Source organism: Enterobacter cloacae subsp. cloacae ATCC 13047 (genome assembly GCF_000025565.1).
Classification (GTDB): domain Bacteria; phylum Pseudomonadota; class Gammaproteobacteria; order Enterobacterales; family Enterobacteriaceae; genus Enterobacter; species Enterobacter cloacae.
This window is the reverse complement of record NC_014121.1, coordinates 2,637,463-2,661,186: the sequence shown is the minus strand read 5'-3', so window position 1 is coordinate 2,661,186 and position 23,724 is coordinate 2,637,463. Positions and strand designations below refer to the sequence as shown.

Below are 23,724 nucleotides of genomic sequence, written 5' to 3'. Positions count from 1 at the left end.
GATTGTTAACGGATGGTTAGCTGGAAAAAAGCGCTGGCTTCTGCATACGAAGCCTGTTTTTATGCGGTACTTAACACTTTTAAAAGGTGCAACCCGTATAAATGTGAGCGAGTGCAACCTATAGGAAAGACATATAAAACCGGGGATGAATTTGATGTAAATGCAGTGTTAAATCGTTTGTGTGCGAGCACTGCTTACGGCAGGATACGCGCGGCCAACAGAAACACAGATACCCATCACCCCGTTCCGGTGATGACATAACAAGGCAACCCGGACGGTTGTCGCTCGACTTTTGGAGAATTTGAATGGCAATGAGCACACCGATGCTGGTGACATTTCTCGTTTATATTTTTGGCATGATCCTGATAGGGTTTTTGGCATGGCGTTCTACAAAGAACTTTGACGACTACATTCTGGGTGGCCGCAGTTTAGGCCCAATGGTGACTGCGCTTTCTGCGGGGGCATCGGACATGAGTGGCTGGCTGCTGATGGGGCTGCCGGGGGCGATTTTCATCTCCGGCATCTCTGAAAGCTGGATTGCCATTGGCCTGACTCTCGGGGCGTGGATTAACTGGAAGCTGGTAGCAGGCCGTCTGCGCGTGCATACCGAAGCGAACAACAACGCCCTGACGCTGCCGGATTATTTCACCGGCCGTTTCGAAGATAACAGCCGCATCCTGCGCATTATCTCGGCGGTGGTGATCCTGCTGTTCTTCACTATTTATTGTGCCTCCGGCATTGTGGCCGGTGCGCGTCTGTTCGAAAGCACCTTCGGCATGAGCTACGAAACCGCCCTGTGGGCCGGTGCGGCGGCTACCATCCTCTACACCTTCGTGGGTGGGTTCCTGGCGGTAAGTTGGACCGACACCGTGCAGGCGAGCCTGATGATTTTCGCCCTGATCCTGACCCCGGTGATTGTGATCTTCACCGTTGGTGGTTTTGGCGAGTCGCTGGAAGTGATCAAGCAGAAGAGCATTGAAAACGTCGATATGCTCAAAGGGCTGAACTTTGTCGCCATCGTCTCCCTGATGGGCTGGGGTCTGGGCTATTTCGGTCAGCCGCATATCCTGGCGCGCTTTATGGCGGCCGACTCTCACCACACCATCGTTCATGCGCGTCGCATCAGTATGACGTGGATGATCCTCTGCCTGGCAGGGGCGTGCGCGGTGGGCTTCTTTGGCATTGCATACTTCAACAACAACCCGGCGCAGGCGGGAGCGGTAAACCAGAACGCCGAGCGTGTGTTTATCGAGCTGGCGCAGGTGCTGTTTAACCCATGGATTGCCGGTATTCTGCTCTCCGCTATTCTGGCGGCGGTGATGTCCACCCTGAGCTGCCAGCTGCTGGTCTGCTCCAGTGCGATCACCGAAGACCTCTACAAGGCATTCCTGCGTAAAGGCGCAAGCCAGAAAGAGCTGGTGTGGGTAGGGCGCTTCATGGTGCTGGTGGTGGCGCTGGTGGCCATTGCGCTGGCGTCGAACCCGGAAAACCGCGTGCTGGGTCTGGTGAGCTACGCGTGGGCGGGCTTTGGTGCGGCGTTTGGTCCGGTGGTGCTGTTCTCCGTGATGTGGTCGCGTATGACCCGTAACGGCGCGCTGGCGGGGATGATTATTGGTGCGGTCACGGTTATCGTCTGGAAACAGTTCGCGTGGCTGGGTCTGTACGAAATTATCCCGGGCTTCATCTTCGGCAGTCTCGGTATTGTGGTCTTTAGCCTGCTGGGTAAAGCGCCGTCTGCCTCCATGCAGAAACGCTTTGCGGAAGCGGATGCCCATTACCACACTGCGCCGCCGACGAAGCTCCAGGCTGAGTAATTTTTCTTCCTGCACACTGTAAGCCGGGTGAGCGTCAGCGCCACCCGGCTTTTTTCTTGCCAAAATCCGTAATTTACGGTGATATCGCTGCACTTATAACAATGAGGATAGCGAAGCATGACAATCAAAACAGGGTTACTGGCAGCGGCATTCCTGATGCTGGCTGGCTGTACGGCACCGTCGCAGCATACGGCGACTGACACCTGCAAAGTGGATAACCAGATGCAGCAGACCACGCTTTATTTCGGCTTAAATCGTCCGGCCGGGGCGCAGATCACCCCCGACGAGTGGCAGCAGTTTGTTGACCGGGACGTGACGCCGCGTTTTCGTGATGGCTTAACGGTGTTTGATGCGCGCGGACAGTGGCTGGGCAACGACGGTAAAGTGGCGCGTGAGCCGAGCAAGGCGTTGATGCTGATCCACGGAAAAGATGCGCAGAGCGAGAAGAACATTGAGGCGTTACGCGGTATCTATAAATCCCGCTTTGCGCAGGAGTCGGTGATGCGGGTCGATCAGCCGGTGTGTGTGCAGTTTTAAAGAAAACGGCGGGATAACCCGCCGTTGTTGCATCGTAGGCCGGGATCGCTGCGCGCCACCCGGCATCACATCACAATACCAGGCCCGCAAAGCTCGCCGACAGCAAACTCACCAGCGTCGCGCCATACACCAGACGCAGACCAAACCGCGACACCACGTTGCCCTGCTGCTCGTTCAGGCCCTTGATTGCACCTGCGACAATACCGATGGAGGCGAAGTTGGCGAACGACACCAGGAACACGGATAAAATCCCCAGCCCGCGCGGTGACATCTGATGCGCAATTTTTTGCAGCTCAATCATCGCCACAAATTCATTCGCTACCAGCTTAGTTGCCATAATACTGCCGGCATTTAAGGCATCGCTCAGCGGAATACCCACCAGCCACGCCAGCGGATAAAACACATAGCCCAGGATCTGCTGGAAGCTCATACCAAATACGCTGGAGAAGAGGGCGTTAATGGCGCTTATAAGCGCAATAAAGCCAATCAGCATCGCCAGAATAATCATCGCCACTTTAAAACCGGCCAGAATATACTCGCCCAGCATTTCGAAGAAGCTCTGGGATTCATGCAGTTTTTCGAGCTTAATATCCGGCTCCGCTTCCGGGCGAACCGGGTTGATGACGGAGAGAATAATAAAGGTGCTGAACATGTTCAGAATGAGCGCCGCCACCACAAATTTAGCGTCGAGCATGGTCATATAGGCACCGACAATCGACAGGGAGACGGTCGACATGGCCGTGGCCGCCATGGTGAACAGACGACGTGACGAGAGATCGCCCAGTACGCCCTTGTAGGCAATAAAGTTTTCAGACTGTCCGAGGATCAGCGAACTCACCGCGTTAAAGGATTCCAGCTTGCCCATGCCGTTCAGTTTTGACAGCAGCGTGCCAATCAGCCGAATAAAAATCGGCAGAATGCGCCAGTGCTGAAGAATACCAATGAGTGCGGAGATAAAAATAATCGGGCAAAGCACGCCGAGGAAAATGAACGCCAGCCCTTTTTCACCCATTCCGCCAAAGACGAAATTGGTCCCTTCGCCGGCAAATTTGAGCAGTGATTCAAAGAAACCGGAGATGTATTTAATCAGGAATAACCCGCTTTCGGCGTGCAGGAAAAAGAACGCCAGCGCAATTTCAATAACGATCAGCTGTAAAACAAAGCGAATGCGAATTTTTCGGCGGTCAAAACTTACCAGCCAGGCAAGCGCAAGAATAATCACCAGCGCCAGCAGGAAATGGACAATCTTAAACATGGTTTATTTTCGGTTAGTTTGCGAGGCGGATATTTAGCCACAGCGCTGATTAACCGTAAATGGGCATTTTCGTTATACCTTATAAACCGGAACATCACGAGCGCAACTATTACCCCGCGATGCGTTTACAACTCGTCATCAAAAACCACACATTTCGCTTGTTTTTCTTATCGCCGTAATGATAATCACTATCACAAGAATTTACCTTTCTTTGCATCAGTTGACCGCGATAAACGTTTAAGGTGTCTGCATGTTTGTTCCATTTCTCATTATGTTACGCGAAGGCCTGGAAGCGGCCCTCATTGTTAGCCTCATCGCCAGTTATCTGAAGCGAACCCAGCGCGGACGCTGGATTGGGGTGATGTGGATAGGGGTTTTCCTCGCCGCTGCGCTCTGTCTGGGCCTGGGCATTCTGATCAATGAAACCACCGGTGAATTCCCGCAGAAAGAGCAGGAGCTGTTCGAAGGTATCGTTGCCGTGATAGCGGTGGTGATCCTCACCTGGATGGTGTTCTGGATGCGTAAAGTCTCGCGTAACGTGAAGGTGCAGCTGGAGCAGGCGGTAGATAATGCCCTGCAGAAGGGAAATCATCACGGCTGGGCGCTGATCATGATGGTCTTTTTCGCCGTGGCGCGTGAAGGCCTGGAATCCGTTTTCTTCCTGCTGGCTGCCTTTCAGCAGGATGTGGGGATCTGGCCACCGCTGGGGGCGATGCTGGGGCTGGCAACGGCCGTGGTGCTGGGTTTCCTGCTCTACTGGGGTGGCATTCGCCTGAACCTGGGGGCCTTCTTTAAATGGACCAGCCTGTTCATTTTGCTGGTGGCCGCAGGGCTGGCGGCAGGGGCGATTCGCGCTTTCCATGAGGCGGGTCTGTGGAACCACTTCCAGGATGTGGCGTTCGATCTTAGCAATGTTCTTTCTACCCATTCACTGACCGGCACGCTGCTCGAAGGGATCTTCGGCTATCAGGAAACGCCAAGCGTCAGTGAAGTGGCGATGTACTTTATCTATCTTATTCCGGCGCTGGCGCTGTTCTTTATGCCATCGCGCCCCAGCGCTCAGCCGTCGCGTACTGCGCCCTGATGTGCTTACTGTAGTTACAACATACTTTTAAAAGGGAAGGGTCATGGCAATTCAATTTCGTCGTAGTGCGTTACAGGTTGGTGTGGCAGCGCTTGTTGCTTCTGCCTTCGCCGCTCAGGCTGCTGATATTCCACAGGTCAAGGTGACGGTGAATGATAAGCAGTGTGAGCCGATGACCATTACGGTCAACAGCGGTAAGACACAATTTATTATTCAGAACCACAGCCAGAAAGCGCTGGAGTGGGAAATTCTCAAAGGCGTGATGGTCGTGGAAGAGCGCGAAAATATCGCGCCGGGCTTTAGCCAGAAAATGACGGCTAACCTGCAGCCGGGTGAATATGACATGACCTGCGGTCTGCTGACCAACCCGAAAGGTAAGCTCATCGTTAAGGGGAATGCCACAGCGGATGCCGCGAAAGGCACGGCCCTGCTGAGCCTGGGCGATGCCATCACCGCTTATAAAGCGTATGTCATCAAAGAGACGGCAGACCTGGCAGCGGGAACCAAAGCCTTTACGGATGCGGTGAAAGCGGGCGATATCGACAAAGCGAAATCCCTGTATGCGCCCACCCGTCAGCACTACGAGCGCATTGAGCCGATTGCGGAGCTGTTCTCCGATCTTGATGGCAGCATTGATGCCCGTGAAGACGATTACGAGCAGAAAGCGGCCGATCCAAAATTCACCGGCTTCCACCGTCTGGAGAAAGCCCTGTTTGGCGATAACTCTACCAAAGGGATGGAGAAGTATGCCGATCAGCTCAACAGCGACGTGCTGGAGCTGCAAAAGCGCATCAGCGAGCTGGCCTTCCCGCCATCTAAAGTGGTGGGCGGTGCGGCCGGACTGATTGAAGAAGTGGCCGCCAGCAAAATCAGCGGTGAAGAAGATCGCTACAGCCACACTGATCTGTGGGATTTCCAGGCGAACGTCGATGGCGCACAGAAAATTGTTAACCTTCTGCGCCCACAGCTGCAAAAAGAGAACAGCGAGCTGCTGGCAAAAGTGGATGCCAACTTTAAGAAAGTCGACACCATTCTGGCGAAGTACCGCACCAAAGACGGGTTTGAAACCTACGACAAACTGACCGACGCCGACCGTAACGCGCTGAAAGGCCCGATTACCACCCTGGCGGAAGATCTCTCCCTGCTGCGTGGCGTACTGGGTCTGGACTAAGCACGATGAACAAGCATGACGAATACGACGTGGCAGAACCGTCACGTCGTCGGTTGTTGAAAGGGGTAGGGGCGCTGGGGGGCGCATTTGCCCTGGCCGGAGGGTGTCCGGTGGCGCATGCGGTAAAACCGCAAAGTGCGCCCGGTACGCTGTCACCGGATGCCCGTATGGAGACGCAGCCTTTCTATGGCGAGCATCAGGCGGGCATTCTGACACCACAGCAGGCCTCCATGATGCTGGTGGCCTTTGATTCGCTGGCAAGTGATAAAGCTGACCTGGAGCGCCTGTTTCGCCTGCTCACCACCCGCATCGCGTTTCTGACTGCAGGGGGACCGGCGCCAGAAACGCCAAATCCACGACTGCCGCCTATGGACTCGGGGATCTTAGGGTCGTTCATCGCCCCGGATAATCTGACCATTACGGTGTCGCTGGGCGAATCGCTGTTTGATGAACGTTACGGGCTGGCAAAACAGAAGCCGAAAGCGCTGCAAAAAATGACGCGTTTCCCGAATGACTCGCTGGATGCTGCTCTCTGCCACGGCGATCTGCTCCTGCAGATTTGCGCTAACACGCAGGACACGGTGATCCACGCTCTGCGGGATATCATCAAACACACGCCTGATCTGTTGAGCGTGCGCTGGAAGCGGGAAGGGTTTATCTCTGACCATGCTGCCCGCAGCAAAGGCAAAGAGACGCCGGTGAACCTGCTGGGCTTTAAGGATGGCACCGCCAACCCGGACAGCAGCAACGGCGAGCTAATGAAAGAGGTCGTCTGGGTCACAGCCGATCAGGGTGAGCCTGCCTGGGCCGTCGGCGGGAGCTATCAGGCGGTGCGGGTGATTCAGTTCCATGTGGAATTCTGGGATCGCACGCCGCTTAAAGAGCAGCAGACGATCTTTGGCCGTGACAAGCAGAGCGGGGCGCCGCTTGGCATGAAGCACGAGCATGATGTGCCGGATTACGCCAGCGATCCTAATGGCAATACCATTGCGCTGGACAGCCATATCCGGCTGGCGAACCCGCGCACCAAAGAGACGCAGTCAAGCCTGATGATGCGCCGGGGCTATAGCTACTCGCTGGGGGTGACCAATTCCGGTCAGCTGGATATGGGGCTGCTGTTTGTCTGCTATCAGCACGATCTGGAGAAGGGTTTCCTCACCGTGCAGAAGCGGTTAAACGGCGAAGCGCTGGAAGAGTACGTTAAACCTATCGGCGGCGGCTATTTCTTCGCGCTGCCCGGCGTGCGCGATTCGAACGCCTGGCTCGCGCAAGGGCTGATAGAAGCCTGATAATTGTCCCTGCGATAGTTCGCGGGGACATTATTTTTTCATATGACTATCCCTCTGTTATATTTCTGTAATATTCCTGTATGAGACTGTTTTCAACTGCAGGAGCAGTCTTAAAAGTTGCATTCAGGTAAAATAAATGTTGCATTTATGATAATCCCTGATGTACTTAAGATAAGACAGCGGTAGTTCCCGGCAGTGATGCTGAATCACTATGGAGATCGCGAATGGTATCGTCCTGTACTGGACAAGGTAAACACAACAACCGCAGTACCCGGCGCGGAGGCTCAGACTCCGGCAGCGATTTCCTCACCACTAAATTTTCCCCTTCTATTCAGAAACCAGATTCTACCGACGTGCAGAATGGTGCGCGTAGCTATTCTGTATCGTCATCCGGCAAGGCAAGCAATGGCTTACAAGGAAGCCAACCCTCTGATGTTCGTGCGCATAATCGTGCCGAAACTGGCGCGTGTGATGAATACCAACAACTCAAGGTGCTATCCATGGGAAGACAAAAAGCAGTGATCAAAGCTCGTCGCGAAGCAAAACGTGTGCTGAGACGGGATTCACGTAGTCATAAACAGCGTGAAGAAGAATCGGTCACCTCGCTTGTGCAGATGAGTGGCGTAGAAGCAATTGGCATGGCGCGGGACAGCCGTGATAATTCCCCAATTGTGGCGCGCAATGAGGCTCAGGCGCACTACCTGAATGCTATCGAGAGTAAACAGCTCATCTTTGCAACCGGTGAAGCCGGATGCGGGAAAACCTGGATCAGTGCAGCCAAAGCAGCGGAGGCCCTGATCCATAAGGACGTGGAGAGAATTATTGTTACCCGTCCGGTACTGCAAGCTGATGAAGATCTCGGCTTCTTACCCGGTGACATATCGGAGAAGTTTGCCCCTTACTTCAGGCCCGTTTATGACGTGCTGGTGAAGCGACTGGGTGCATCCTTTATGCAGTACTGCCTGCGACCAGAGATTGGCAAGGTGGAAATCGCGCCGTTCGCCTATATGCGCGGACGTACATTTGAAAATGCGGTCGTCATTCTTGACGAGGCTCAGAATGTGACCGCTGCGCAAATGAAGATGTTCTTAACGCGCCTCGGGGAGAACGTGACGGTTATCGTCAATGGCGATATTACCCAGTGCGACCTGCCATCCGGCGTGAAATCCGGCTTGAGCGACGCCATGTCACGTTTTGAGGAAGACGACATGATTGGGGTAGTACGCTTTACCAAAGAAGATTGTGTGCGGTCGGCGCTGTGCCAGCGCACGCTGGAAGTCTATTCCGACTGACGGTAAAACATCGCCGTTTTACCGCTCACCTGTCATCCCTTCCCGGCGTAATGCCGGGAAGCTTCTTTTATTTCTTCTCACGACTCGCGTCTGGTTGTCTTTTAAAAGATTGCCTGTCTTGCGGAATTGATCATGTCGGTTATTCATTTTTGACGCTGGTTTTTTATCACGCTCAGCGAAATGTGATGTGTATTTATAATATCCACAAAGTACCCATGAATATCATGATCGCGCTAATTGTTCGCTCAAATTTAAACGTGAATGTTGTCACATAATGTTACTAAGATGTGAAAATTAAGTTGGTGTATTGTGTCTAATTCTCTATGTTTCGTACTGATTCAAACAACATTCTAACAAGAAAATCCCATGGGGAACCGTTTCCCTGGAACATCACGTTGAGGGTCATACATGAACGAACTGGTTGGTGCAATTAACGGTGTTATCTGGAGCCCGGCGTTAATATTTTTATGTCTGGGTGTCGGCCTCTATTTCTCATTACGTAGTCGTTTTTTGCAGTTACGTCATATAAAACATATGATTACCTTGATGTTCCAGGGGCGTCCTACCGATGCTGGCGTATCGTCGTTCCAGGCACTGACGATGACGCTGGCAGGGCGTGTAGGGACCGGGAACATTGCTGGCGTCGCCACCGCTATCACCTTCGGTGGACCGGGCGCACTTTTCTGGATGTGGATGGTGGCGTTTTTGGGGGCCAGCTCTGCGTTTGTGGAATCTACGTTGGGCCAGGTTTATAAAGAAAAAATCAACGGTGAATATCGTGGCGGTCCTGCCTTTTATATTGAAAAAGGCTTAGGCGTTAAATGGTATGCATGGTTATTTGCCATCGTCACCATTTTCTCCTGCGGTTTATTAATGCCAGGGGTACAAGCAAACTCGATTGGTGCCAGCCTGGAGATTGCATTTGGGCTTGATCCAAATGTCACGGCGGCACTACTTGCCGTACTGTTAAGCTTTATTATTTTCGGTGGTGTGAAAAGGATCGCCAGTTTTAGCAGTATGGTCGTTCCGTTTATGGCGCTCGGCTATATTATTGTGGCTTGCGTTATTATCGCGATTAATATTACTGAGCTTCCTGGTGTGATTCTTTTGATCTGGAAAAGCGCTTTTGGTCTGGAAGCTGGTTTTGGTGCCATTCTTGGTCAGGCTATCATGTGGGGCGTTAAGCGCGGAGTCTATTCCAACGAGGCGGCGCAAGGTACCGGGCCGCATGCGTCATCTGCGGCGGCAGTGAGCCATCCGGTGAAGCAGGGGCTGGTTCAGGCTTTCTCGGTCTATATCGACACGCTGTTTGTCTGCTCGGCGACCGGGTTTATGCTGTTGATCACCGGTCTGTATAACGTGCAGGGCATTGACGGTGCTGCACTCTATACCGGTATTTCCGGCGTGGCAGCAGGGCCTGGCTATGTGCAGACGGCAATGGAAAGTATGATGCCAGGCTTTGGTAATTACTTTGTTGCTGTTGCGCTGTTCTTCTTTGCCTTCACGACCATTATTGCTTACTACTATATTGCTGAAACTAATATCGCCTTCATCAACCGTAAAATTCACCGTCCATGGCTGACATTCGTTCTCAAATTATGCCTGATGGCTTCAACGGTATATGGCACAGTCCGCACGGCGGATCTGGCATGGGGGCTGGGGGATATTGGGGTAGGGCTGATGGCATGGCTCAACATTATTGCCATTGTGCTTTTACATAAAAAAGCGTTTGCCAGCCTTAAAGATTATGAAATTCAGAATGCGCAGGGGGTGGATCCGCACTTTGACCCGATTCGACTGGGGATTAAAAATGCGGATTACTGGCTGGAAGAGCGTAAAGATGAACCTGCTGCAAATCCAGAACAGACGACTTCTGTCGTGAGAGAGCAGAACGCAGGGAAACTGAACAATTAATCGTGGTAGCCCGTATTGCTATACGGGCTCAGACAGCTGGCAATGTGCGCTTTGTGGGTTTCGCCCGGCGGCGCTACGCTTGCACGGGCCTACGAGGCTTGTCGGCGGGATAAGGCGACTATAAAAGAAAAAAGCCCGTACTTTCGTACGAGCTCTTGTCTTGAATATGGCGGTGAGGGGGGGATTGACTCGCTTCGCTCGCCCTTCGGGCAGCCTGTTCGCTGCGCTCGCAGTCTGTCCAACTGGCTGTCGCCAGTTGTCGAACCCCGGTCGGGGGTTCTCATCCCCCCCTTTCGGAGACTATAAAAGAAAAAAGCCCGTACTTTCGTACGAGCTCTTGTCTTAAATATGGCGGTGAGGGGGGGATTCGAACCCCCGATACGTTGCCGTATACACACTTTCCAGGCGTGCTCCTTCAGCCACTCGGACACCTCACCATATTGTTTTGCTGCCTGACCGCTTGGGGGGCAACGGGGCGCTACTATAGGGAGTTGCGCTAAAACGGTCAAGCAGATTTTCAGCTTTAGTGCGTGTTCGGTTAAGTCTTAATCAGCTTTGGTCACAGCACGGGCGCTTAACGCTGTGAATCGAGCGCTTCGCTGTTTTTCACCACTTCCTGCGCCTTACCGTAGCTCTCGATCAGCAGCTGGTACGCCGGGAAAATGTGCGTGTAGACTTCTGCCCACTCGGCCGCATCTTCACGGTTCCATGTCCGCTGGATCTCAGAGGCAACGGCCGCCGTATCCATTGGCACCACGCCCGCCTGCACCACACGGGCCAGGGTGATCTCCTGCGCCATTTTGCTGTAAGTACCGGACGCATCAATCACCGCAAAGACTTTATAGCCATCCGCCACTGCGCTAATCGACGGAAATGCCATGCAGACGCTGGTGATGGTACCGGCGATAATCAACGTCTTACGTCCGGTGGCTTTAACCGCAGCCACAAATTCCGGGTTATCCCAGGCGTTGATCTCCCCTTTACGTGCCACATACCGTGCATGCGGCGCGTTGGCATGAATTTCCGGGATGAGCGGACCGTTCGGGCCCTGCGGGACGGAAGCGGTGGTGATCACCGGGATGTTCGCAAGCGTCGCGATTTTCGCCAGAGCCGCCGCACGGGCACGCAGCTCTGGCATCGGCATATCGCCGACGGTCTGGAAGAGGCCACTCTGGTGGTCGATAAGCAACATCACCGCATCGTTCACATCAATGATCGGACGTGCTCCATTAAAGTTGGCAGGTGTAGACATGTTCATCTCCTTTATTACGGTTAGATCTGGCCGAAACGGCCGGAGTTGAAATCACGAATGGCTTCATTGATTTCGGTTTTACTGTTCATCACGAACGGGCCGTAGCCCACAATCGGTTCATTCAGCGGCGCACCGGCCATCAGCAGTACTTTGGCATCGCTGCTGGCTTCCAGGTGTAACCTGTCACCTTCCTGACTCATGACCACCAGCTGTGCTTCTCCCGCGTGAGCCGTACCGTTCACCGTGACATGGCCTTCCAGCACCACCAGCGCCGTGCTCCAGCCCTCTGGCTGACTGAGCGTGACGTGGCTGCCCTGGTTGAGGGCAATGTCCCACACGTTCAGCGGCGAGAAGGTATGCGCCGGGCCGCTAACATCGTCGTAGTGACCAGCGATAACCCGCAGCGAGCCGCTGTTGTCGGGCAGCGTGACCACCGGGATATCGGCTTTGGTAATGCTCTGATAGCCCGGCGTGGCCATTTTGTCTTTCGCCGGCAGGTTGACCCAAAGCTGCATCATCTTGAGTTCTCCGCCTTTGTGCGCGAACGCGCTGGAGTGGAACTCTTCATGCAGAATGCCTGCACCGGCTGTCATCCACTGCACGTCGCCCGGACCAATGACGCCGCCTCTGCCGGTGGAGTCGCGATGCTCCACTTCGCCGGAATAGACAATGGTGACCGTTTCAAAACCACGATGCGGATGCTCGCCCACCCCGCGTTTTGTGCCGTCCACCGGGAAGGTATGTGGGCCTGCGTAGTCCAGCAGTAAGAACGGGCTCAGCGACTCGCCGTGTGTCTGATAAGAAAACATCGAACGCACCGGGAAACCATTGCCAACCCAGTGTTGACGGGGGGCGGTATAGACGCCTGTTACGTTTTTCATGATGAACTCCTGATGTTCTGTTGATGTAATTAGCTTATATTCAGAGTTAATGTTCCGGTAGAGAGTGAAAATGGCATTCACTGTTCTGAAAATAGAACGATGAGGATTTATGCAGGATCTCAATGACTTTGTGTGGTTTGTGAAAGTGGTCGACTACGGTGGTTTTGCAGCAGCAGGGCGGGCACTCGATCTGCCTAAGTCCAGACTGAGCCGCCGTATTGCGCAGCTTGAAGAGCGGCTCGGCGTGCGGTTAATTCAACGTACAACGCGACAATTTACGGTAACGGAGGTCGGGCAGACGTTCTATCAACACTGCAAAGCCATGATGGTTGAAGCGGAAGCAGCGGAAGAAGCCGTGGCCGCGCTGCAGGCGGAACCGCGCGGTATCGTCAGGCTCACCTGTCCTGTCACGTTGTTGCATGTGCATGTTGGCCCGATGCTGGCGCGCTTTATGGTGCGCTATCCCGGGATCAACCTTCAGCTGGAAGCAACGAACCGGCGGGTGGATCTGGTGGGGGAGGGTGTGGATGTGGCGATCCGCGTGCGTCCCCGTCCGTTTGATGACAGCGATCTGGTATTACGGGTGCTTGCCGACCGGGGACATTGCCTGGTCGCGGGCCCGGCCTTGATTGAACGCCTGGGAAAACCGTCGATGCCGTCAGAACTCAGCGCCTGGCCCGGGTTGAGTATGGGCGAGGGTAAGCATATCCATAAATGGCAATTATGCGGCCCGGAAGGCGCGAAAGCAGAAATCCATTTTACCCCGCGCCTGATTACCACCGACATGCTGGCGCTGCGTGAAGCGGCCATGGCGGGCATCGGTGTGGTGCAACTGCCGATACTGATGGTGAAAGATCAGCTGGCATCAGGAGAGCTGATTCGGGTGCTGGAGGCGTGGGAGCCAAAAAGAGAAGTGATTCATGCGGTTTATCCATCAAGACGCGGATTACTGCCGTCCGTCAGGGCGCTGGTGGATTTTCTTACAGAAGAGTATGCACGGATGGTTGAAGAGTAGCTTTATGTAGGTCGGGTAAGCACAGCGCCACCCGACATGAAGAGCGTAGGGGGCTCAAGGTTCTCATCCCCCTTTTCGGAGACTATAAAAGAAAAAAGCCCGTACTTTCGTACGAGCTCTTGCCTTGAATATGGCGGTGAGGGGGGGATTCGAACCCCCGATACGTTGCCGTATACACACTTTCCAGGCGTGCTCCTTCAGCCACTCGGACACCTCACCATATTGTCATCCCGTTGTTGTCGGGACGGGCGCTAATGTAAGGAAAAGCCGAACAGCCGTCAACACACTTTTTCAGTAAATTAGCGCATTTAGACAAACTTCAAACAACATGATTCTTAAATGTGCTGAAAGCGCCTTTTTTATCGGCAACGCGGTCCGGCGATAAATTTGTTATGCTGGCAATCCAGTTGAAAATGAAAATAAAACAGCGCAAAAAAGGCAGGAATGAGTATGGATATTATCTTCTATCACCCCACTTTTGATACGGCTTACTGGATTAAGGCACTTTCGGCAGCGTTACCGGGGGCGCGTGTGCGTGAATGGAAGCGCGGTGATAACGAACATGCAGACTACGCGCTGGTGTGGCATCCCCCGGTCGAGATGCTCCAGGGGCGCAAGCTGAAGGCCGTTTTTGCCCTCGGCGCCGGTGTGGATTCCATTCTGAGCAAACTGAAAGCGCACCCTGAAATGCTGCCGGAGGAAATCCCCCTGTTCCGCCTGGAAGATACCGGCATGGGCCAGCAAATGCAGGAATATGCCGTGAGTCAGGTGCTGCACTGGTTCCGACGTTTTGACGATTATCAGGCCTTAAAACTGCAATCCCGTTGGGAGCCGCTGCCGGAATATCAACGTGAAGAGTTTACCATCGGTATTCTCGGGGCGGGCGTGCTCGGCTCAAAAGTGGCCGAAGCGCTGGCACCGTGGGGCTTCCCGCTGCGCTGCTGGAGCCGCAGCCGCAAGAACTATCCTGGCGTTGAGAGTTTTGCCGGAACAGATGAACTCCCGGCGTTTCTGAAGGGGACGCGCGTACTGATCAATCTGCTGCCGAATACGGCGGAAACGGTCGGCATTATTAATAGCGCGCTTATGAATCAGCTGGCCGATCAGAGTTACGTGATGAATCTGGCGCGCGGGGTTCATCTGGTGGAAGCCGATCTCCTCAAAGCTCTTGATGGTGGCAAGGTGAAAGGCGCGATGCTGGATGTGTACAGCCGCGAGCCGTTGCCGGCAGAGAGCCCGCTGTGGGCACATCCGCGCGTGGCGATGACCCCACACGTTGCCGCTGTGACGCGTCCGGCAGAGGCGGTGGCCTATATTACGCACACCATCAGTGAGATAGAGCAGGGCAACGCGGTGACCGGGCAGGTCGACAGAACGCGCGGCTACTGAGTGAAACCCGGCGTTAGCCGGGTTTTTGCTAATAATCGCAGCAGATAACTGCTATCCTTTGGAAAAACCGCAAAGGAGAGAGAGATGTATCCCGTTGACCTGCATATGCACACCGTCGCCAGCACCCACGCGTATAGCAACCTCCATGATTACATTGCACAAGCGAAGCTCAAGGACATCAGGCTTTTTGCGATCACCGATCATGGCCCGGATATGGCGGATGCGCCGCACTACTGGCATTTTGTGAATATGCGGATCTGGCCACGCTTGGTGGACGGTATTGGGATACTGCGTGGCATTGAGGCGAACATTAAAAATACCGACGGTGAGATCGACTGCACCGGCCCGATGCTGACATCTCTTGACCTTATTCTCGCCGGTTTCCATGAACCTGTCTTTGCGCCTCAGGATAAAGAGACCAACACCGCGGCGATGATTGCCACCATTGCCAGCGGCAACGTGCATATTATTAGCCACCCCGGCAACCCGAAGTACCCAATCGATATTCAGGCTGTCGCGCAGGCGGCAGCGACGCATCACGTGGCGCTGGAGATTAACAACTCCTCCTTCGTGCACTCGCGTAAGGGCAGTGAAGCGAACTGCCGCGAAGTGGCGGCCGCAGTGCGTGATGCAGGAGGCATGGTGGCGCTGGGTTCAGATTCCCATACTGCGTTCACACTGGGTGATTTCAGCGAGTGCCTGAAAGTGCTGAATGATGTTAACTTCCCGGAAGCGCAAATCCTGAACGTGACCCCTCGTCGCATGCTCGATTTCCTTGAGTCGCGCGGAATGGAACCGATTGCCGAATTTGCCGATCTTTAATTGTGTAATGGAATAAAAAAATGAATGAGTTTTCCATCCTTTGCCGCGTGCTGGGTACGCTGTACTACCGCCAGCCTCAAGACCCGCTGCTGGTCCCGCTCTTTACATTAATTCGTGAAGGGAAACTGGCGCAGAACTGGCCGCTGGAACAGGATGATTTACTGGAGCGCCTGCAGAAAAGCTGCGACATGCAGCAAATCTCCACAGATTACAACGCGCTGTTTGTGGGGGAAGAGTGCCGTGTTTCACCTTACCGCTCTGCCTGGCAGGAAGGGGCAACGGAAGCGGAAGTGCGCGCTTTTCTTTCAGAGCGCGGCATGCCGCTGACCGACACGCCTGCCGATCATATCGGTACGCTGCTGCTGGCCGCATCCTGGATTGAGGACCACGCCGGTGACGATGAGAACGAAGCCATCGAAACCTTGTTCGAAATGTACCTGCTGCCGTGGGTCGGGACATTCCTTGGGAAAGTTGAAGCGCATGCCACCTCGCCATTCTGGAGAACGCTGGCTCCCCTGACGCGTGACGCCATCGCTGCAATGTGGGATGAGCTGGAAGAAGAGAATGAAGAGTGATCATGATCACATTAGTTCTGCAACGCAACGCATCATCTTGCATATAATGTGCTTCTGATCTCATTTCCATGGCGCGCTTCTGCTAAGATGCGCGCCATGAACATATTACTTTGTATCGCACTCACAACAGGTATCCTCTCCGGACTTTGGGGATGGGTGGCCGTCTCTCTCGGACTGTTCAGCTGGGCTGGATTTCTCGGCTGCACGGCCTACTTCGCCTGCCCGCAGGGTGGGATCAAAGGGCTTTTTATCTCAGGCTGCACGCTGATGAGCGGCGTTATCTGGGCGCTGGTTATCATGAAGGGCAGTGCGCTCGCTCCGCATCTGGAGATCCTCGGCTATATCATGACGGGCGTGGTCGCCTTTTTGATGTGCGTTCAGGCAAAGCATCTGTTGCTGTCGTTTGTACCCGGCACGTTTATGGGGGCGTGTGCCACCTTTGCGGGGCAGGGTGACTGGAAGCTGGTGGTCCCCTCGCTGGCGCTGGGGTTGCTGTTTGGCTATGCCATGAAGAACAGTGGTCTGTGGCTGGCGGCACGACGAGAAAAAGCGCAAAACGTGCCAGCGGTGAGTGAATAAAAAAAGGCGAGATAACTATCTCGCCTTTTTTATGCGCGTCCTGTCAGGATTCCGGAGGAACCGACATATCGTGGTATTTCACCAGTACCGGGTTTTGCACGTCTGCTTTGTTTTGCAGATCCCACAGCCCGCGGTCGATACCATCATTTATCAGGAAGATAACTCCGGTTTCAATGGCTGACATCAGGCACATCATCACCGGCTCGTTAGAGGTATAACCGATTTCACCCTCCAGCAGACGCTGATAGTCAATGAAGCGGAACACCCCGGCCTGCACTTCATAAGAGAGTATGGTTTTGCTGGTGGTTACCGAAGAGAGCACTTCCCCGGTACTGACGTTAACGACACGCAGGTTAACGGCAATTTGGTCGAGCTGATACTGCGTATCTGCACCGATACCGAAATAACGTGCGCCAGCACCGCCAGATTTCACGTTACTTTCGTAACCGATAATCGACCCTTCAATCATAACGTTCGCCGCAGCCAGAGATTGCAACGGCATGCGGTTATTATCTGCAACGGTACCATTCTCCTGCGCCGCACGAATAATTTTTCGTTCATTTAACAGGTTTTGCAGCCCCTGACGTTCCAGAGGAATAAACCAGCGCGAATCTTTCAGCGCGGTCACCAGCATGGCGGTGGCGCTTTGCGGTACGGCCGTAGAGAAGTTACTTGCCGGGTAAGGTTTAAATTGCCCGGTTTCATCCTGAATGTTGTAGACGGAGACAAATATTTTACCTGTCGGGGCAGGCAAATGGGTTAAATCACGATAACTTTGAGCCCGAGGCATTAATGTCGGTTTTGCAGCTTCTTTAGGTGGAGCAGTTAAACAACCGCTCAATAAGCACACTGCAACAAGTATCAGGAAGCGCTGCATGATCGTTGTCCTTATTTTGGGGTTGTTCAAAAGTCAGTCGAGTTATTTTGTAAACCGGAAACCTGAATGGTTGAGGTTTTTCCGGTTTTACGATCGGTAACATTCAACTGGAGCTGCCCGTCCCTGTTGGCGATATCGACAATGAAGTCATTGGTCACCATGCGGCCGGGTTTGCCGGTGTTGATATTGGTCAGCAAACCGCCCAAAATTTGCGACTGGATCGCCTGGGTGAAGTTGTCCAGTGCAGATGGCGTATCCACGCTAAAATCCTTGAAGCTGGGATCTTTATAAGAATTTTGCGCCTGGGCTTCATTCAACATGAACGCCCCATTATTCGGGTTACCACCAAAGTTGGGATTACGGAACTGGAATGTCATATTCCCGGCCCAGCTTAATGGGGTGATGAGCATTATCGAAACAACTGCATATGCAATACGCATGACAGCCTCCGGATATAGGTTCGCTAGAACTCGTCTTTTGCTAAATCACTAGTGCTTAATAGCGCTTTGTCTATTTGCATGCGATTAATAGCGTCTTCTGATTGCGCCAGCGCCAAGGCTACGTTTTTATCGAAGTCTATTTTGGTGGGAAATAAAAATGTTTGATAAATAACGAACTGATTAGCCGTTATTGTTATCCAACTTCCCCATCGAGCACTGGGCCGCTCGTTGATTGTTATATTTCCAGGATACGTACTGTCCCATTTATCACTGAAGGCACGATAAAAATTGTGTCCGACAGAAGAGACGGTATGGTCCGTTAACAATCCGGGAACTTCGACCTCGACGGCCTTCAGGTTCCCGGCAGCGAGCAGAAAGCCCGCTGCGGCAATCCAACTCATGGTGCGTTTCATGTGATTAACGCCTGAGGTTATCGTTTGCCCATGAAACCGCCTGAGTTCGGTTTTTAACAGCTATCTTCTTGAAAAGATTATAAAGGTGCGTCTTTACCGTATTTTCGCTGATAAATAACGAACGGGCGATTTCAATATTTGAAGCACCAATGCGTAATTTGTTCAGGATCTCTTTCTCGCGGTGCGTTAGCAGTGCTGACTCTGAACTGTTGTAGCGGTAATTTCCGGAGTGCGTGATAAGGTAGCTGGCCAGCTTTTGCGAAAAATAACACTCTCCTCGCAAGATACCTTGCAGGCCTTCTACCACCCGATTCTCTTCTTCAGTGACGTAGAACACGCCATTGATATGCGGCCAACTTTCAATGTCCCGGAAAGGATACTCGTCAGGCGTATTCAATAATAACACGCGGATGTTATTGTTTTTCCTGCTCAAAGTATCTTGCCAGTAATGGATGAGCTTTTTATCCGCTTCCATCATATCGAAAAGAATAATGCTGCCAGGTGCAATATCATCGAAAGAACGTTGAATATTATGCAATTTTCCGTTCAGGGATAAAGATTGCTTTAAATGTTGTAATAAAGCGGTCGCCTGCAAAGAAGGTTTTGTGATCAACAGTAATGTATGACCATGTAAACTATGGACTTCATTATACATGATGAAACCCCACTTTTTTATGACACCTGGCAGTTGTCCTCCTGCGAAAAGAGGACACCAGAAGTACTGACAGATGTTGCGCTGCTGTGTGTAGAATCAAACCATAACCTCCACAGGGGAGGAAAATATAAAACGAATTTCGTACATCTAATTTCAATCTAGCTTTTACGAAGTTTAAAGCAAGTGTTAAACGTGTAACAAGATGTAAAAATCAATATTAATTTATGAATAAGTACCTTCTTGAAAGCCTTTAATTGATGAAAAAGTTGTACAGCTAAATAATGATGCACAGATTTTAAAAATCATACAAATATTTATATGCGACTGATTTTAATGTTTTTATGCTATTCTTTTTCAGAAATTTTAAAGTATGAGTTTCAAAAAAAATCTAACCTACGGAATGAATGCCGCTTCGCCTTAAGAAATCGCGTCTTGTGTCACACGTTAACGTTAATGTCATCCTGTCGTTACGTTTAACCCTTCCTCTCTCGCGTCGGAACAGCCGCTGCGATGTTTCACCCATTTGCGAGGGATAAGGCTTTATAAAAATTAAATGGCTTCGCTTATCGCTATTTTTGTTCAGGGATTACTACTTTGAGGTGACCTGAAAAATAAAAATAAGCCGCGCGGGTGAGATATTTAACGTGTTTCGGCAGACATACTCTTCACCGTAACGACGCGTTAATAAAATATGCGTTGTTCTAACCTGAAGTCTTTTAAAACAGCCAGGTCCAGGGTGGCAACATGAAAAACACATCGTTATTTATGATGTTTACATTACTGGGAGCGCCTGGGGTTGTCACCGCGGCGAATTCAGATTTGGCTACCTCTGAATATAACTTTGCGGTAAATGAATTAAGCCGTACATCATTAAATCAGGCAGCCATTATTGGTCAACAGGGTGTACTTAATGACGCTCAGGTGCGCCAGGACGGTTCAAAATTATTGTCCATCGTTTCCCAGGATGGGTCAGGTAACAGGGCGCGGGTTGATCAATCAGGGACTTATAATATTGCGTATATTGCTCAGAGCGGCTTTGCGAATGATGCAGATATTACGCAGGACGGATTTGGTAATAGTGCGAAAATTATCCAGAAAGGGTCGGGTAATAGGGCAAGCATCACGCAGTACGGTACACAGAAAAACGCAGTTGTAGTGCAAAAACAGTCGCAAATGGCAATTCGCGTTATTCAACGTTAGTTATTCGCGGCGACTTTAATCAATCCGATGGGGGTTTTACCATGAAATTTATCAAAGTGGCAGCTCTTGCAGCAATCGTCGTTTCTGGTAGTGCTATGGCCGGTCTCATTGATCAAGGTGGCTGGGGCCATGGACACGGTCATGGTCAAGGCGGTGATGGCCCAAATTCAACCCTGAATATTTACCAGAACGGTGGCGGTAACTCAGCTGTCGCCTTGCAGACCAATGCCAGAGATTCAACGCTGTCTATTAGCCAGAGTGGTGGCGGTAATGGCGCAGATGTTGGACAAGGTTCTGACGACAGCACCATCTCTCTGACTCAGAATGGTTTTGCCAACAGCGCAACGCTTGATCAATGGAACAGTCACGACTCTACAATGAATGTGAGCCAGTACGGTGGATTTAACGGCGCAATGGTTGATCAGACTGCGTCTAATTCTACGGTCAATGTTACCCAGATTGGTTTTGGTAACCACGCTGCAGCTTATCAGTATTAATACTGAAATCTGTGCTACAAAAAAACAGGGCCTCAGCCCTGTTTTTTTTCGGGAGTGCATCATGAATACCTTAATTCTCCTTGCCGCGCTTTCCAGTCAAATAACGTTTAACACATCGCAGCAGGGCGATATGACCACCATTATTCCCCAGGTTACGCTGACAACGCCGTGTGATTGTCAGGTACAAATCGTGGCTGAACGGGAAGGGCAGAGTGGCCAAAGTACATCACGCCAGCAAAACAGGCTTTTTATCCCCGCTAATCAGACGATCGATTTAATGCGGCTGAGTTTAAATATTGGTACGGGGGATACGGTGAACATTATTGTCACCGTCTCTGATGGTAAATCGCTTCATTTATCACAGCAGTGGTCACCGCCGGAGAAGAGGCTTTAATCATTCATAAAATCAATGATTTGCCAATGTGGCAGGCCTTCACCGTTGAGCTATGCTGATAACAGGAACTGAGCAACTAAGTTCCGGAACGTGAAACTACGTTTGCTTTAATGGAGCGCTTTTACCCCTCAAGGACGATTTTCATTGAGGAGTACATACACGTGACCAAATATATCGCTCAACTCGCTTCTGGTTTTAGTCTGCTCATTTCTCTTTTTGTAACCCCGGTTTTTGCGGCGACGGTTGTTGAGGGTGGGGTCATTCATTTTCGCGGCGCGATTGTCGCCGACCCCTGTGAAGTGACTGCACAAACGCGGCAGTTTGCGTTGTCATGCCCGGAAAATAACCGGATTCATACGCGCATGGTCAGTTATGAAGATGCACTTAATGGCCATGTGACCGATACCAGCCTCGCCACCCTCAGCATGAAGTACCTCAATCCTGAAAAAACGCTCGCGGTGGTACAAATTCAGTACCGCTGATGTGTGCTCTTCCGCTTTACGGCGGAAGAGGTTTTTCCCGATAGTTTTTTCTCTCGGGTACCTCTGCGATACACTTAAGAAAATGGCGGGAAGCAGAGGGTATTTATGAAACCGCAAATTGACGTTATTCATGGCGATATCACGACGATGCACGTTGATGTGATCGTCAATGCAGCCAATCCGTCACTGATGGGCGGCGGTGGCGTGGATGGCGCTATCCACCGGGCTGCCGGACCGCAACTGCTGGAAGCCTGCAAGACTGTGCGTCAGCAACAGGGGGAGTGCCCACCGGGTCATGCCGTTATTACGCTTGCGGGCGATCTTCCCGCGAAAGCGGTGATTCATGCCGTGGGGCCAATATGGCATGGCGGCGATCGGCATGAGGCGAGTATCCTCGAAGAGGCCTACCGAAACTGCCTGCGTCTGGCCGCTGATAATGGCTATAAAACCATGGCGTTTCCGGCCATCAGCACCGGAGTGTATGGCTATCCGAAAGCTGCCGCAGCGACGATTGCGGTAGACACCGTGTATCGTTACCTGTCGCTTAAACCGATGCCCGAAAAAGTGACATTTGTCTGTTTCGATGAGGAGACACTGCATCTTTATCAGCGGCTGTTGACCCAGCGCGGACAGGAATTAGAGATCTGAAACACACGCGGCGCACTGAGTGCGCCGCGTTTTTTTATGATGCTCTTACCTGCGGTTTCCCGGAGAAAAGGAAACGCAGAAGCGGTATCCGCAGGTGGATTTCGTAAAGCACGATGGCGATTCCAATCACAAAGACCAGCCCGGTAAAGAAGCCCAGCGTGTTGGAGGCGATATGCGGTGTGATATAGGCCCCGAAGAACAACGTCAGAGGGTGGTGCACCAGATAGATAAACAGCGAAGCATTGACGAAATAGGTCACGCGGCTGGACTTAAAATTAAGCAGTCGGTGGCCCAGCGCAAAGACCACATTCACCATCCACAGGCCCAGCAGCATGGTAATGACGCTCTCGGTTTCATACATCCACGCATCGCCGCTGCCGTAGCGCTGATTTAAAAGATAGGCCGCAAACGCGATGGCGGCACCAAAAGCACACCACGGTGAGGGCGTCGTAAACAGCGACTTAAGCTTCGGATAAATAAAGGCCAGCGCCCCGATTAAAAAGAAGGGGATGTAGAACAGCGACTGCATCACCACAAAATTGAATAATCCGTCGCTCAGAATCGGCGGATAGACAATAAACAGCGTCCGTCGCACTGCCGCATAGGCGATGCCCAGCAGCAAAAAGAGCAGCGACAGTTTTCCCAGGGTGATACTGGCGAAAAAGGCGTTAGCTTTGTCGCTTAAATGGCGGCGAAAGCGGCTAAAAATCAACACGCTGACCGTGGTAAGGACCACCAGCACCAGCAGGAACCAGAGGTGGGACACCAGCTCCCAAACCAGGGTGTTGTATTTTTCGTACAGCGACAGATTAGGCCAGTTCTCCGCTTTACCCTTTACGTACTGCAACATGATGAACTGCGGCAACGTCAGCAGAGGAATGGCGGTGAGCATCGGAATGCCGACGCGCTCCACGCGCACTTTCCACCAGCGCTTGATGGGGTAGCGCAGAAACAGCATATAAGAGAAATAACCTGAAATGACAAAAAACACCTGCATGCGGAAGGCGTGAATAAAGTCATTAAACAGCGTCAGCCACCAGGAGGGCATTTGACTATTAACATGCCAGGTGTGGCTGGAGTAAATCAGTGAAATGTGGAAGGGGATCCCCAATAGCATCAGCCATGCCCGGATCGAGTCGAGGAAGTATTCACGTTCTACAGGTGTTGTGCTCATATAACTTTGTGCATTCTCAGACTTTTCGCCTTATCCCTAAGACTCATAATGGTTACATTCGAAGCCAACCCTACA

The 23,724-nt window shown here is 52.2% G+C and carries 25 protein-coding genes, 2 tRNA genes and 1 other RNA gene; 17 read left to right on the top strand and 11 right to left on the bottom strand.

Going from position 1 to position 23,724, the window contains the following annotated elements:
* Positions 1 to 305: 305 nt before the first annotated feature.
* Together putP and ECL_RS12840 are read left to right on the top strand one after the other, a co-directional pair.
* Positions 306 to 1,814 carry a sodium/proline symporter PutP gene (gene putP, locus ECL_RS12845; protein WP_044158644.1) on the top strand — a complete coding sequence of 503 codons (1,509 nt, stop codon included), beginning with the start codon at positions 306 to 308 and terminating at the stop codon, positions 1,812 to 1,814.
* Between the two features lie 117 nt (positions 1,815 to 1,931).
* The gene (locus tag ECL_RS12840; protein WP_013097188.1) at positions 1,932 to 2,351 is read left to right on the top strand and encodes a DUF3574 domain-containing protein; all 420 of its coding nucleotides are present in this window, start codon (positions 1,932 to 1,934) and stop codon (positions 2,349 to 2,351) included.
* Between the two features lie 70 nt (positions 2,352 to 2,421).
* Here the strand turns inward: ECL_RS12840 and ECL_RS12835 are convergent, their stop codons facing one another.
* Positions 2,422 to 3,606 (bottom strand): NupC/NupG family nucleoside CNT transporter, encoded by a 1,185-nt coding sequence (locus ECL_RS12835; protein ID WP_013097187.1) that lies wholly within the window; start codon positions 3,604 to 3,606, stop codon positions 2,422 to 2,424.
* 250 nt (positions 3,607 to 3,856) lie between these two features.
* Here ECL_RS12835 and efeU point away from each other — a divergent pair, with 250 nt between their 5' ends.
* From efeU to ECL_RS12810, 5 genes are all read left to right on the top strand, one after another.
* Positions 3,857 to 4,690, top strand: a complete 834-nt coding sequence (gene efeU, locus ECL_RS12830; protein ID WP_013097186.1) for an iron uptake transporter permease EfeU — start codon at positions 3,857 to 3,859, stop codon at positions 4,688 to 4,690.
* A gap of 43 nt (positions 4,691 to 4,733) precedes the next feature.
* Entirely contained in the window at positions 4,734 to 5,861 is a 1,128-nt protein-coding gene (efeO, locus tag ECL_RS12825) for an iron uptake system protein EfeO (protein WP_013097185.1), read from the top strand.
* A 5-nt stretch (positions 5,862 to 5,866) separates the two neighbouring features.
* Positions 5,867 to 7,150: an iron uptake transporter deferrochelatase/peroxidase subunit gene (gene efeB / locus ECL_RS12820; protein WP_013097184.1), complete on the top strand. Its 1,284-nt coding sequence runs from the start codon at positions 5,867 to 5,869 to the stop codon at positions 7,148 to 7,150.
* 500 nt (positions 7,151 to 7,650) lie between these two features.
* Entirely contained in the window at positions 7,651 to 8,442 is a 792-nt protein-coding gene (gene phoH / locus ECL_RS12815; RefSeq protein ID WP_013097183.1) for a phosphate starvation-inducible protein PhoH, read from the top strand.
* A 408-nt stretch (positions 8,443 to 8,850) separates the two neighbouring features.
* Positions 8,851 to 10,356: an alanine/glycine:cation symporter family protein gene (locus ECL_RS12810; protein WP_013097182.1), complete on the top strand. Its 1,506-nt coding sequence runs from the start codon at positions 8,851 to 8,853 to the stop codon at positions 10,354 to 10,356.
* 167 nt (positions 10,357 to 10,523) lie between these two features.
* On the opposite strand, the gene ECL_RS12805 is transcribed toward ECL_RS12810, so the two are convergent.
* From ECL_RS12805 to ECL_RS12790, 4 genes are all read right to left on the bottom strand, one after another.
* Positions 10,524 to 10,661, bottom strand: a non-coding RNA gene (locus ECL_RS12805) — RtT sRNA.
* 44 nt (positions 10,662 to 10,705) lie between these two features.
* Positions 10,706 to 10,793: transfer RNA gene (locus ECL_RS12800), tRNA-Ser, on the bottom strand.
* 137 nt (positions 10,794 to 10,930) lie between these two features.
* Entirely contained in the window at positions 10,931 to 11,608 is a 678-nt protein-coding gene (locus ECL_RS12795) for an isochorismatase family protein (protein ID WP_013097181.1), read from the bottom strand.
* A gap of 20 nt (positions 11,609 to 11,628) precedes the next feature.
* Positions 11,629 to 12,489 (bottom strand): pirin family protein, encoded by an 861-nt coding sequence (locus ECL_RS12790; protein ID WP_013097180.1) that lies wholly within the window; start codon positions 12,487 to 12,489, stop codon positions 11,629 to 11,631.
* 109 nt (positions 12,490 to 12,598) lie between these two features.
* On the opposite strand from ECL_RS12790, the gene ECL_RS12785 reads away from it, so the two are divergent.
* Positions 12,599 to 13,504, top strand: a complete 906-nt coding sequence (locus ECL_RS12785) for a LysR family transcriptional regulator (protein WP_013097179.1) — start codon at positions 12,599 to 12,601, stop codon at positions 13,502 to 13,504.
* Between the two features lie 131 nt (positions 13,505 to 13,635).
* Here ECL_RS12785 and ECL_RS12780 read toward each other — a convergent pair.
* Positions 13,636 to 13,723 (bottom strand) — tRNA-Ser (locus ECL_RS12780).
* Between the two features lie 231 nt (positions 13,724 to 13,954).
* Between ECL_RS12780 and ghrA the strand changes: the two genes are divergently transcribed.
* From ghrA to ECL_RS12760, 4 genes are all read left to right on the top strand, one after another.
* Positions 13,955 to 14,893, top strand: a complete 939-nt coding sequence (ghrA, locus tag ECL_RS12775; RefSeq protein WP_013097178.1) for a glyoxylate/hydroxypyruvate reductase GhrA — start codon at positions 13,955 to 13,957, stop codon at positions 14,891 to 14,893.
* A gap of 84 nt (positions 14,894 to 14,977) precedes the next feature.
* Positions 14,978 to 15,715 carry a phosphatase gene (locus ECL_RS12770; protein ID WP_013097177.1) on the top strand — a complete coding sequence of 246 codons (738 nt, stop codon included), beginning with the start codon at positions 14,978 to 14,980 and terminating at the stop codon, positions 15,713 to 15,715.
* Positions 15,716 to 15,735: 20 nt separating this feature from the next.
* Positions 15,736 to 16,290: a TorD/DmsD family molecular chaperone gene (locus tag ECL_RS12765; RefSeq protein WP_013097176.1), complete on the top strand. Its 555-nt coding sequence runs from the start codon at positions 15,736 to 15,738 to the stop codon at positions 16,288 to 16,290.
* 96 nt (positions 16,291 to 16,386) lie between these two features.
* Entirely contained in the window at positions 16,387 to 16,869 is a 483-nt protein-coding gene (locus ECL_RS12760) for a DUF1097 domain-containing protein (protein WP_202797609.1), read from the top strand.
* Positions 16,870 to 16,912: 43 nt separating this feature from the next.
* Here the strand turns inward: ECL_RS12760 and csgG are convergent, their stop codons facing one another.
* The 4 genes from csgG to csgD are packed head-to-tail and all read right to left on the bottom strand — an operon-like array spanning position 16,913 to position 19,254.
* Positions 16,913 to 17,746, bottom strand: a complete 834-nt coding sequence (csgG, locus tag ECL_RS12755; protein WP_013097174.1) for a curli production assembly/transport protein CsgG — start codon at positions 17,744 to 17,746, stop codon at positions 16,913 to 16,915.
* 26 nt (positions 17,747 to 17,772) lie between these two features.
* On the bottom strand, positions 17,773 to 18,186 hold the full coding sequence (csgF, locus tag ECL_RS12750) for a curli production assembly/transport protein CsgF (RefSeq protein WP_013097173.1): 414 nt from the start codon (positions 18,184 to 18,186) through the stop codon (positions 17,773 to 17,775).
* A gap of 23 nt (positions 18,187 to 18,209) precedes the next feature.
* On the bottom strand, positions 18,210 to 18,599 hold the full coding sequence (gene csgE / locus ECL_RS12745; protein ID WP_013097172.1) for a curli production assembly/transport protein CsgE: 390 nt from the start codon (positions 18,597 to 18,599) through the stop codon (positions 18,210 to 18,212).
* A 4-nt stretch (positions 18,600 to 18,603) separates the two neighbouring features.
* Positions 18,604 to 19,254 carry a biofilm master transcriptional regulator CsgD gene (gene csgD / locus ECL_RS12740; protein WP_013097171.1) on the bottom strand — a complete coding sequence of 217 codons (651 nt, stop codon included), beginning with the start codon at positions 19,252 to 19,254 and terminating at the stop codon, positions 18,604 to 18,606.
* A 744-nt stretch (positions 19,255 to 19,998) separates the two neighbouring features.
* Here csgD and csgB point away from each other — a divergent pair.
* From csgB to ymdB, 5 genes are all read left to right on the top strand, one after another.
* Complete coding sequence (csgB, locus tag ECL_RS12735) at positions 19,999 to 20,454, top strand: curli minor subunit CsgB (protein WP_013097170.1); 456 nt, start codon at positions 19,999 to 20,001, stop codon at positions 20,452 to 20,454.
* A 41-nt stretch (positions 20,455 to 20,495) separates the two neighbouring features.
* A complete protein-coding gene (gene csgA, locus ECL_RS12730) occupies positions 20,496 to 20,951 on the top strand; it encodes a curli major subunit CsgA (protein ID WP_044158649.1) in 456 nt (151 codons plus the stop codon).
* Between the two features lie 61 nt (positions 20,952 to 21,012).
* Positions 21,013 to 21,345 carry a curli assembly chaperone CsgC gene (csgC, locus tag ECL_RS12725; RefSeq protein ID WP_013097168.1) on the top strand — a complete coding sequence of 111 codons (333 nt, stop codon included), beginning with the start codon at positions 21,013 to 21,015 and terminating at the stop codon, positions 21,343 to 21,345.
* A gap of 161 nt (positions 21,346 to 21,506) precedes the next feature.
* Positions 21,507 to 21,827 carry a fimbrial protein gene (locus ECL_RS12720; RefSeq protein ID WP_013097167.1) on the top strand — a complete coding sequence of 107 codons (321 nt, stop codon included), beginning with the start codon at positions 21,507 to 21,509 and terminating at the stop codon, positions 21,825 to 21,827.
* Between the two features lie 105 nt (positions 21,828 to 21,932).
* Positions 21,933 to 22,475, top strand: coding sequence for an O-acetyl-ADP-ribose deacetylase (gene ymdB, locus ECL_RS12715; RefSeq protein WP_013097166.1), 543 nt, complete (start codon positions 21,933 to 21,935; stop codon positions 22,473 to 22,475).
* Between the two features lie 34 nt (positions 22,476 to 22,509).
* Here the strand turns inward: ymdB and mdoC are convergent, their stop codons facing one another.
* The gene (gene mdoC / locus ECL_RS12710) at positions 22,510 to 23,649 is read right to left on the bottom strand and encodes a glucans biosynthesis protein MdoC (protein ID WP_013097165.1); all 1,140 of its coding nucleotides are present in this window, start codon (positions 23,647 to 23,649) and stop codon (positions 22,510 to 22,512) included.
* Between the last annotated feature and the right edge of the window lie 75 nt (positions 23,650 to 23,724).